The 10,410-nt window shown below is 66.8% G+C and carries 8 protein-coding genes; 6 read left to right on the top strand and 2 right to left on the bottom strand.

The annotated features are described in order from the left end of the window. Window position 1: 1 nt before the first annotated feature. The 4 genes from QZ656_RS11155 to QZ656_RS11170 are packed head-to-tail and all read left to right on the top strand — an operon-like array spanning window position 2 to window position 4,226. Window positions 2–661: a formate hydrogenlyase gene (locus QZ656_RS11155; RefSeq protein WP_291993452.1), complete on the top strand. Its 660-nt coding sequence runs from the start codon at window positions 2–4 to the stop codon at window positions 659–661. A 1-nt stretch (window position 662) separates the two neighbouring features. Then, the gene (locus tag QZ656_RS11160; RefSeq protein WP_291993453.1) at window positions 663–2,120 is read left to right on the top strand and encodes a hydrogenase 4 subunit F; all 1,458 of its coding nucleotides are present in this window, start codon (window positions 663–665) and stop codon (window positions 2,118–2,120) included. Window positions 2,121–2,124: 4 nt separating this feature from the next. After that, on the top strand, window positions 2,125–3,687 hold the full coding sequence (locus QZ656_RS11165; protein ID WP_291993454.1) for an NADH-quinone oxidoreductase subunit C: 1,563 nt from the start codon (window positions 2,125–2,127) through the stop codon (window positions 3,685–3,687). After that, window positions 3,687–4,226: a formate hydrogenlyase gene (locus QZ656_RS11170; protein WP_291993455.1), complete on the top strand. Its 540-nt coding sequence runs from the start codon at window positions 3,687–3,689 to the stop codon at window positions 4,224–4,226. The genes QZ656_RS11165 and QZ656_RS11170 overlap by 1 nt, the downstream gene beginning before the upstream one ends. Window positions 4,227–4,337: 111 nt before the next feature. Here QZ656_RS11170 and QZ656_RS11175 read toward each other — a convergent pair whose 3' ends face one another. Beyond that, complete coding sequence (locus QZ656_RS11175; RefSeq protein ID WP_291993456.1) at window positions 4,338–5,222, bottom strand: Dyp-type peroxidase; 885 nt, start codon at window positions 5,220–5,222, stop codon at window positions 4,338–4,340. A gap of 44 nt (window positions 5,223–5,266) precedes the next feature. Beyond that, entirely contained in the window at window positions 5,267–5,560 is a 294-nt protein-coding gene (locus QZ656_RS11180; protein ID WP_291993457.1) for an acylphosphatase, read from the bottom strand. Between the two features lie 128 nt (window positions 5,561–5,688). On the opposite strand from QZ656_RS11180, the gene QZ656_RS11185 reads away from it, so the two are divergent. Next, entirely contained in the window at window positions 5,689–7,161 is a 1,473-nt protein-coding gene (locus QZ656_RS11185; protein WP_291993458.1) for an NADH-quinone oxidoreductase subunit M, read from the top strand. After that, entirely contained in the window at window positions 7,162–10,410 is a 3,249-nt protein-coding gene (locus QZ656_RS11190) for a putative inorganic carbon transporter subunit DabA (RefSeq protein WP_291993459.1), read from the top strand.

Below are 10,410 nucleotides of genomic sequence, written 5' to 3' on the forward strand. Positions count from 1 at the left end.
GATGAGTGAATTCGTCGCCCAACTGATCAATCTGCTGGCGTCAATGCTCCTGATCCTCGCCTTTGCGATGATCTCGCAGCGGCGGATTCTGTCGCTGATTCACCTGTTCACCGCGCAGGGCGCAACGCTTGTCGCGGCGACGCTGGTGGTCGGCTACGCGACTGAGCAGCCGCACCTCTACCTGTCGGCCGGCATCACCCTGGTGGTCAAGGTCATCCTGATCCCCTTGCTGCTGCACCGGGTGATCAATCGCCTCAACGTGCGCTGGGATATTGAAACGCTGATCAACATCCCGACGACGATGATCGTCGGCATCGCGCTGGTCATTTTCGCCTTCGACCTGGCGCTACCGATCTCCAGGCTGTCGACCAGCATCGCCCGCGGCACGCTCGGCATCGCGCTGGCCTGCGTGCTGCTCTCGTTCCTGATGATGATCACCCGCGCCAAGGCGGTGCCACAGGTGATCGGCTTCCTGTCGATGGAAAACGGCCTGTTCTTCGCCGCCACGTCGGCCACCTACGGCATGCCGATGGTCGTTGAACTCGGCATCGCTCTCGACGTGCTGGTCGGCATTCTGATCCTCGGCGTCTTCATGTTCCAGATTCGCGAGCAGTTCGATAGCCTCGACATCAGCCACCTCGAAAAGCTCAAGGAGGACTGACTTGGCAACGCTGTTCTACGTCCTCGGCATTCCCCTGCTTGGCAGCCTGGTTCTGGCGTTCACCGGGCAGCGCGACAGCGCGCGCGAAATCAACGTCGCCTTCAGCCTCGCAACCTTCATCGCCACCTGCCTACTGACCGTCGAGATTGTCTCGGGTGGGCCGCAGCTGCTCTGGAAGCACGAGTTCTTCATTGACCCGCTGAACGTCTTTCTGGTCACCCTGACCAGCTTTGTCGGCCTGACCACAGCCATCTTCTCGCGGCCTTACATGCGCATCGAGCAAGACCACGGCAAAATGACGCCGCAGCGGCAGCGCCTCTACCACAGCATGTACCAATTGTTCACTTTCACCATGTTGCTGGCGCTGACCACCAACAACATGGGCATCCTGTGGGTGGCCATGGAGGCGGCGACGCTGACCACCGTGCTGCTGGTCAGCGTGTACCGGACCGCCGCCAGCCTCGAAGCCGCGTGGAAATACTTCATTCTCTGTGGCGTCGGTATCGCCCAGGCCCTGTTCGGGACGGTATTGCTGTACATGGCGGCGGAAAAGGTGATCGGCACCGAGGCTGGTGCCTTGTTGTGGACCCACCTCGACGCGGTCAAGACACAGCTCGATCCGACCATCATCACCCTGGCTTTCGCTTTCCTGTTCATCGGCTACGGCACCAAGGTTGGCCTGGTGCCGATGCACAATTGGCTACCGGATGCACACGCGGAGGGGCCGACGCCGGTTTCGGCCGTGCTCTCGGGCCTGCTGTTGAACGTCGCGGTCTATGCCCTTTTGCGCTGCAAGGTGCTCACCGACGGGGCGCTGGGCAACCAGCTCGCCGGCGAGCTGATGATGGGCTTCGGTCTGCTGTCGGTGGTCGTGGCGGCGTTCTTCCTGTCGCGGCAGAAGGACGTCAAGCGCATGTTTGCCTACTCGTCGATCGAGCACATGGGGCTGATCACCTTCGCTTTCGGCATGGGTGGGGCGATCGCAAACTACGCCGGCTTGCTGCACATGACGGTCCATTCGCTGATCAAGTCGGCCATCTTTTTTGCCGTCGGGCATGCCACGCAGAAGGCCGGAACACAGAACATGACCGACATCCGCGGCCTGATCAAGGTCAGTCCGCGGCTCGCCTGGGGGATGATGCTCGGCTCGCTGGCGATTCTCGGCATGCCACCTTTCGGCGTCTTCGCCAGCGAATTCCTGATTCTCACCACGGCCATGCGCGACCACTCCTGGGCGACGCCATTCCTGCTGCTGGCCCTCGGCGTCGCTTTCGCTGCCGTCTTCAGCCGGGTGCAACCGATGGTCTTCGGCGAAACCTCGCTCAAGAAGACGCTCGGCCACACGCCAGCACTGTTCCCGGTGTTCGCGCACCTGGGTCTGGGCCTGATGCTTGGCCTGTATATCCCACCGTACCTGCACGACTGGTATCGTCAGGCGGCGGCGATGATTGGGGGTTAAGGCGATGCTGATTTCCGGGTTCAGCCTCGATTGCGAACGCCTGCCGGCCCCTCTGCCGATCTGGCGCGCTACAGTGCGTAACGAAACCTGGCAGGTGCTCGCCCGGGCGCTGTCCGAGAGCGGCGGACGGCTAGTCGCTCTCTGGGCGTCCGATCGAACGCAAGGCGCGTCGGGCGGTCTGGTGATCGCCGCGGCCTATGCCGTTCGTGAAGGTCTGCTGTGGCTCGACTTGCCACTCACCGAGCGGGCTGCGACCTATCCTGACCTGGTGCCGTTTTTTCCTTGTGCAGACCGCATGCAACGGGCGGCGGCCGATCTGCTCGGCGTCACTGCCGAAGGCGCCAGCGATCGACGGCCGTGGCTGAACCACGGCGCCTGGCCTGAGGATTACTTACCGCTGCGTCGGCAAGGGGCGCAGAAAGCAACTGCCACGCCGAGAGCAGTGACCGACTACGCCTTCGTTCGCGTCGAGGGCGACGGCGTCCATGAGATCCCGGTCGGGCCGGTGCATGCGGGAATCATCGAACCGGGACACTTTCGCTTCTCGGTCGTCGGCGAGAAGGTGCAGCGTCTGGAGCAACGGCTGGGCTACACGCACAAGGGAATCGAAAAGCGTTTCACCGAGTTGCCGCCACTCCAGGCACATCGGCTGGCCGGGCGGATTTCGGGTGATTCGACGGTCGCTTACAGCTGGGCCTACTGCATGGCGCTGGAATCGCTGGCGGGCTGCCAGATTAGCGAGCGCGCCAGTTGGCTACGAGCGCTGCTGCTCGAACGCGAACGCGTTGCCAACCACCTCGGCGACCTTGGTGCGCTCGGCAACGATGCGGCATTCGCCTTCGCGCTGGCGCAGTTCTCGAGGCTCAGGGAAGACTGGCTTCGCCTCGCCAATGACGCTTTTGGTCACCGTCTGATGATGGATGTTGTCGTTCCGGGTGGCGTGACCGCGAATGTCGATCAAACAACTGCCGCCAGCTTGGCCGAGCAGTGCGACCGGATCGAGCGCGAAGTGCACGAACTACGCCAGGTATACGACGAGCACGCCGGCCTGCAAGACCGCTTCCTGACCACCGGCCGGGTCTTGCCGGAGCTCGCCGCACGACTGGGACTGACCGGCCTGGCCGGTCGCGCCAGCGGCCAGGCCGCCGACCTGCGCTGCGAGCGGCCGTGGACTCCCTATGACCAGCTTCAGGTAAAGATCGCGACGCAGCGCGACGGCGACGTCGCCGCCCGCGTCAGCGTGCGTTTCGACGAGCTAGTGGAATCGCTGCGGCTGATTCGCGTGCTTCTTTCCCAACTTCCCGACGGCCCGACGCGCAGCGAACTGCGGCTGCCGAGCAAGCTTGCCTTCGGCGCCGGCTGGGTCGAAGGCTGGCGCGGCGAGATCTTCGTCGCCCTCGAATATGATGGCCAGCAAGGCGCCAACTGTATCCGCCGCTGTCACTGCCACGACCCGTCGTGGCAGAACTGGCCGGTACTCCAACACGCAGTCATGGACGACATCGTTCCCGACTTTCCGCTGATCAACAAATCCTTCAACCTCAGCTACTCGGGACACGACCTCTGATGTGGCGCATCGTCAAACTGATCGCGAAAAACGGCATGCGCAGCGAAGCGCCGCCCGCGTGCAGCGATGATCTGCGCGTCGGCGGTGAGCGCATTCAGCGCCAACTCCTGGAGATTCTCGGCCAGGCGCTGAGCATTCGCCAGGTCGATGCCGGTTCGTGCAACGGCTGCGAGCTGGAAATCAACGCCCTCAACAACTCTTACTACAACATCGAAGGACTCGGCATCCGGTTCGTCGCCAGCCCACGCCACGCCGACATGCTGCTGGTCACCGGACCCGTTTCACGGCATATGGAGCTCGCCTTGCGCCGCACGTACGATGCCACTCCGGACCCCAAGCTGGTGGTCGCCGTCGGTGACTGCGGTTGTGACGGCGGCATTTTCGGCGACAGCTACGCGAGCTGCGGGCGCGTGGCCAATGTCATTCCGGTCGATGTCGCGGTGCCCGGCTGCCCGCCGCCGCCGCTCGAGATCCTGCGCGGAATATTGACGGCGGTACGCCGTGGTCGATCGTCAGGAGGCGAGCAATCCCCTGCCTGACGCAGGCGAGCGACACGGCCCTTACCGCCAAGGCCGCTAGCTCGAGGGCACACCGGCGGACGCCGCAGGCGAATCAAAGGTGGCTCCTGGCGCGCGCGGTCTGGCGACGCTTCAAAGGCCCAGCAGTGAGAGATCCAGCCGTCCACCGGTGATCCGCGGGCACCAGAAGTACGCTCCCGACTCGGGCCGCGTGAACGTGAACAGCGCGTCGACGATGCCGTCGTCGACACCGAGCATCCGCCGCAGCTGCGCTTCGAAGGGATCGAAGGACGCGGCAAAGGCGACGAACATCAAGCCCGCGCGCCTTCCTTCGGCCCAGGGCATCGAGCGCCGCAGAACGAAGGCCTCGGGCGTGAAGCTCTCCTGCGCCGTGCGTTTGACGTGCGCCGATGGTGGCGCGTCGTCGATCTCCTCGTTGTCCAGCCGGCGGCGACCGATGGCCAGATCCTGTTCGTCGGCCGCCAGGCTGTCGAAACGCGCGAAGTCGTGCCGCCAGCGCTGCACCGCCACGAAGCTCGATCCCGCGAGTTCCGGGTAGCGCTCGTTGCCGACGATCGCGGTGCTCACCGCGTCGTCGCCGCTCGGGTTCTCGGTGCCGTCTTCGTAGCCGGAAAGGTCGCGTCCGCCGGCGTGCACGAAAGCATCGTGCGTGTCGGTCAGGAGCAAGGCCGGCGCCAACATCTCCTCGATGCGTCGGGCGCGATGCACGAGCTCGCCGCGGTCGTCGCCGCGCAGCCAGACCCACAGCGCCGCCGGCGTCGCCGGCAATTCGAGCCCGCGTCCGGCGAACACCGGAAAACCGCGCAGGCCGGCGATCTCGCCACCCAGCGCCGAGACCAGCGCGCGGCCGATGCCGACCACCGTCGCTTGCCCATCGGCCGCTTCGGCCAGCGCTCGCAGGGCGTCGCCGGCGGACGCGGCGGGCTGCAGCGCGAAGCACAGGTAGCGCGCCAGCGGCGGCAGTGGCAGCAGGATGCCGGCTTGTGGTGTGTTCATCGTCAGACTCGTCTGGTTTCGTGAAAAGCGCCGCGGGGCGTCGGTCAGCGCGTGGCGAGCTGCATGAAACCGGTCCGCGGGCCGATTTCAGCGGCGTTGCCCTCGTTGCTCAGGACGCTATCCACGCGCGCCATCGACGGTCCACGATGCGCCCACACGATCAGCGCGTCAACCGCCTCGGCCGAGCCACGAACCAGTGCCTCGACGCTGCCGTCGTGGCGGTTGCGCACCCAGCCGACGAGGCCCAGTCGCCGCGCTTCGGTGCTCAGCGACCAGCGGTAACCGACGCCCTGGACGCGACCGCGGATACGGATATTTCGGCAGATGGCTTCGTTCATTGTTCGATTGATGACCTGGCAAGCGCTCTGGCGGGGCGGAAATGGCCGCCAATGCTGGCATAATCGTGGTCCACGAGGGGAAGAAATTCAAGGGGATCGGTCGCGCCGCAAGGCGCCGTCGCGCATAGATGCTGAAGACGCTGTTGCTGCTGCCACTGCTCGGCGCCGGTCTGGTGTTGCTGCTGCCGAGCCGCCGAGTCGATCTGCTACGCCACCTGGCGAGCATCATCGCCGCCGCGACGATGCTCTGCGCGTGCCTGCTGCTGCTCAATTTCGACCCGACGAGCGGCGCTATCCAGTTCTACGAAACGCGGCCGTGGAATCCGCGCGTCGGCTCCAGCCTGGCGCTTGGCGTCGACGGCGTGTCGATGCCGATGATCCTGCTGGCAAGCGTGCTGTGCTTCGTGGCGATCGTCTCGTCGACCGGCATCCGCGTCGGTGCCAAGCTCTATTTCTCCTTGATTCTGGTCCTCGAAGCGTCCTTGCTGGTGGTCTTTGCCGCCCGCGACTGGTCCTTGTTCTACGTCTTCTGGGAGCTGACGCTGATCCCGCTGTTCTTCCTGATCGACCGTCTGGGGGGCGCCAATCGGCACCGCGCGGCGCTCAATTTCGTCCTCTACACGCTCGGCGGCTCGGTGTTCCTGCTGATCGCCCTGCTGCTGCTCTACGATGTCGCTCCCGAACACAGCTTCGCGATGGCCGACATGGCGGCGGGTAGCGCGCAATTGCCCGAGAAGACGCAATTGCTGGTCTTTCTTGGCCTGCTGATCGGCTTTGGCGTCAAGATGCCGATCGTGCCGCTACACGGCTGGCTGCCGCTGGCGCACGTCGAAGCGCCAAGCCCAATCTCGATCCTGCTCTCCGGAATCCTGCTGAAGATGGGCGCCTACGGCTTGATCCGCGCCGCCTGGACGCTGCCGGCGGCGGTGCGCGCGCTGCAGGACTGGCTGGCGCTGCTGGCGGTGATCAGCCTGATCTACGGCGCCGTTCTCGCCTGGCGGCAGACCGATCTGAAAGCGATGATCGCCTACTCGTCGATCTCGCACATGGGCATCGTCCTGCTCGGCATCGCCACGCTCAACGAGGCCGGGCTGAACGGCGCGCTGACGCAGATGGTCGCGCACGGCTTGGCGGCCGGGCTGTTGTTCCTGCTGATCGGTCTGCTGTACGAACGAACGCACAATCGTGAGCTGGCCGCCTACGGCTCACTCAATCGCCTCGCGCCACGCTTTGCGGTGTTCATCGTCCTGGCGCTGCTGGCCTCGGTCGGCCTGCCGGGCAGCGCCGGTTTCGTTGCCGAGTTGCAGGTGCTGATCGGCGCTTATGGCCGCTGGGGTGGCTGGCTGGCGGTGGTCTCGATCGGCGTGCTGATCTCCGCCGCCTACGCGCTGCGCGCCATTCGCGGCCTGTCGACGGGTCCCGAACGGCCCTTCGCCGGCGCGCCGGCTGGCGTCGCCACTTTCGCCGACCTGAAGAACAGCGAAATGGCCACCGCCGCGCTGCTCGGCGTCGGTATTGTCGGCATCGGTTTTTATCCGGCACCACTGCTTGGCGTTTTGGCTTGGTCGGTGGCCAGGCTGGCGCAGCACCTGGGCGGCTGAGTGACGACTCCTGCCACTCTGCCGACGGCGCTGGCCAGGGAGCCAGCGAGCGATTTGCTGGCGCAGATCAAGGTCTGGCTGGCACATCTCGAGCATCTTCTGCCGGCGCAGGCGCCCTTGCGCGATTTCGTCCATCACAACACTCTGCACGCTTTTCAGCAGCTGCCGTTTGCCGAGGCGTGCAGCGCCGCCGCGCGCCTGACCGGGGCGCGTCCGTGGCTCGCCGAGGACCGCTGTCGGCGCTTGTTCCGACAAGGACGCGTGACCACAGCCGACCTCGACGACGCCCTGCGACAACTCGCCGAGCTGCGTGCCGAACAACCGCTGTGCGCCACTGCGAGCCGCGAGTTGTGCCGTGGCGAAGTCCTGCAGGTGGCGCTCCGCTACTCGCCGAACGAGCTTTCGGCGGCGCAGTTGCGCTGGCAGATCGACGAGCAAGCGGCCTTCGCGCGCTGGTCGGCTGAACTCGACGAAGCGACGCAGCAACGGCTGGCGCGCAGCGCGGCCGCCGACGGCCTCGACGAGCACGCGGCGGTCGCCGACCTGTGGGCAGCGGCGTGCCAGCTGCAGCCGCCGGCAGCGCTCGTGCCAGAGCGGGCCAAACCGACGGCCGACGGCCTCGCCGGCGTCACCGCCGACGGACCTCGGCCACAAGCCGCCGCGGCACTGTGGAAGAGGATGGTCGACGGTCTCGGCGAGCGCTGGACGGTGGCCGACCTGCTGGCGCACCTGAGCGGCGAAGACCTGCGCACGGCGCTGCAACCGACGCTGATTCGTCATCTCGGCGCGCACCTCGATCAGGGCCTGGCGGCGTGGCCAAATCCGGCGCGCGAGCAAGGCTTCTACGCGGCCTGGCGAGCCAGCGCCAGCGACGACCTGGCGTGGGAACTCGACGAGTTTGCCGATGCGCGCGGCGAACTCGAACGCTTGCCCGACGAGCCGCTGCCGCTGATCGCCGACGAGCTGCGGCGCCTGGGAATCGCGCCGACGAAGTCGGCGGCCTACCTGCAAAGACTGGCGCTCGAATTGCCGGGCTGGGCCGGCATGTTTCAGTGGCGTGAAGCGCATCCGCGCGCCGGCCAAGCCCCGGTGACGCTGGCCGACCTCCTGGCGGTGCGGCTGCTGCTCGAACGCCTGCACGCCGAGCAGTTGCTGCGCCGCATCTGGGGTCTGCCCTTGTCCTGGTCGGCGCTGGCCGACTACTTCGCCGCGCAGCCGGCCGAGCTGTGCGTCAGGCACGCCTGCGGCAGCGGCCACGTCTCGGAAGAGCTGCGCGAGCTGCTATCGCCACATCTGGCCGCGCGCGCCGCGAATGCGGGTGCCGACTGGCGGCAATTTGCCGCCCGCCTGGCCGACTCGTTGGCGCATGCCGCCGCGGCGCCGGATCGGCAGGCACTGGCCGCCTGGCCGCTCTTCATCCTGGCGCAGCGACTGGCGCTTGGCGGCCGCGAATTGCGCGAAATCGGTGCCGTCGGCGCCGCCGCGCTGCTGCGCTGTGCCGCTTCGCTAACGCCTGAGCAACGCGGCCAGCTCTGGCTGCTGGCGTATGAAGGCCATTACCGCCAGCAGATCCTGGCGGCGCTGGCCGCCAATCACCGCCGCAGGTCGGCGACTTCGCGGCCGCCGGCAGCGCAGTTCGTTTTCTGCATGGACGACCGTGAGGAGGGTTCTCGCCGCCACCTCGAGGAAGTCAATCCGGCCTTCGAGACGTTCGGCGCTGCCGGCTTTTTTGGCGTGCCGATGCTCTGGCAGGGGATCGACGACGAGGCGCCGTCGGCGCTGTGCCCGATCGTCGTGCGACCGACCAACGCGCTGCGCGAGCAAGCGCCGGCGGGCACCGAGGCTGCACACCGGCTGCATCGGCGGCGGCGGCAAAGGCGTCTCGATTGGCAGGAGACGCTGCATCAGGGCAGCCGCCGCGGCTGGCTGCAGGCCTCTTTGCTGAGCGCCGTCGCCGGCCCGGCAGCCTTGCTCGCCTTGCTCGCCAGAACGCTCGCACCAGGCCGTTTCGCGGCGCTGCTCGAACGCTACCGCGACGCTTTCGACCGGCCCGTGCCAGGCCAGGCGACCTTGACCGCGACGCCCGCCGAAGCCGCGCGCGTCGCCAGCGCCGAAGCACCACGTCTCGGTTTCAGCGAGGACGAGCAGCTGGCGCGCGTCGGCGGCTTCCTGCGCAGTATTGGGCTGACCACCAACTTCGCACCACTGGTGCTGATCGTCGGGCACGGCTCGGACAGCCGCAACAACGTGCATCTGGCGGCCTACGACTGCGGCGCGTGTTCGGGCCGACACGGCGGCCCGAATGCGCGTGTCTTCGCGGCGCTGGCCAACCGTCCGCAGGTACGCGCCCGGCTCGCCGAGCAGGGCTTGGCGATCCCGGCGACGACGCACTTCGTCGGTGGCGAGCACAACACCTGCGACGAAACCTACATCTGGTACGACCTCGAGCAGTTGCCGGCGAGTCATCAGCAGGCTTTCGCCGCGCTGCGCGCCGATTGCGCCCACGCCGCCGGCCTGCACGCCGTCGAGCGCTGCCGGCGCTTCGCGTCGGCGCCGCGCAACCCTTCGCCACAACAGGCGCAGCAGCACCTTGCCGATCGCCGCCACGATTTCGCGCAGGCGCGGCCCGAGTTGGGGCACGCGACCGTGGCGACGGCGTTCATTGGCCGGCGGACGATGAGCCGCGGCGCTTTCTTCGATCGCCGCGTTTTCCTGATCTCCTACGATCCGCTGCCCGACGTCGACGGCCGCATCCTCGAAGCGACGCTGCTGGCGGCCGGCCCGGTCGGCGCCGGGATCAACCTCGAGTACTACTTCTCGACGGTAGACAACGAGGGTTTCGGCTGCGGCAGCAAGGTCATGCACAATCTGGCCGGGCTGTTCGGCGTCATGCAGGGCACCAGTTCCGACCTGCGCACCGGCCTGCCGCTGCAGATGATCGAAATCCACGAGCCGATGCGCCTGCTGGTCGTCGTCGAGCAGACGCTCGAGCTGCTCAGCGCTATCTACCAGCGCCAGCCACCGCTGCAGGAGTTGATCGGCAACGGCTGGTTGCTGGTGGTTGCCAAGCACCCGGCCAGCGGCGCCATGCACGTCTTCGAGCCGGCGCGCGGCTGGCAGCCCTGGAACGACGCTGCCGACGCGCCGCTGCCGGCGCTGGCCGAAGTCGAGCGTTCGGTGGACTGGTTTGCCGGCCACCGTGACGCGCTGCCGCCGGCGCTGCTGCGCCGCCCCTTGGTCAACGGATGA

Origin of the sequence: Candidatus Accumulibacter sp. ACC003 (assembly GCF_907163085.1) — a bacterium.
Lineage (GTDB): Bacteria > Pseudomonadota > Gammaproteobacteria > Burkholderiales > Rhodocyclaceae > Accumulibacter.

Bases quoted from the DNA above. Each gene is read 5' to 3' on its own strand.
- QZ656_RS11165 (WP_291993454.1), top strand. From the start codon at position 2,125: ATGCTGATTTCCGGGTTCAGCCTCGATTGCGAACGCCTGCCGGCCCCT.
- QZ656_RS11180 (WP_291993457.1), bottom strand. From the start codon at position 5,560: ATGAACGAAGCCATCTGCCGAAATATCCGTATCCGCGGTCGCGTCCAG.
- QZ656_RS11170 (WP_291993455.1), top strand. From the start codon at position 3,687: ATGTGGCGCATCGTCAAACTGATCGCGAAAAACGGCATGCGCAGCGAA.
- QZ656_RS11155 (WP_291993452.1), top strand. From the start codon at position 2: ATGAGTGAATTCGTCGCCCAACTGATCAATCTGCTGGCGTCAATGCTC.
- QZ656_RS11175 (WP_291993456.1), bottom strand. From the start codon at position 5,222: ATGAACACACCACAAGCCGGCATCCTGCTGCCACTGCCGCCGCTGGCG.
- QZ656_RS11185 (WP_291993458.1), top strand. From the start codon at position 5,689: ATGCTGAAGACGCTGTTGCTGCTGCCACTGCTCGGCGCCGGTCTGGTG.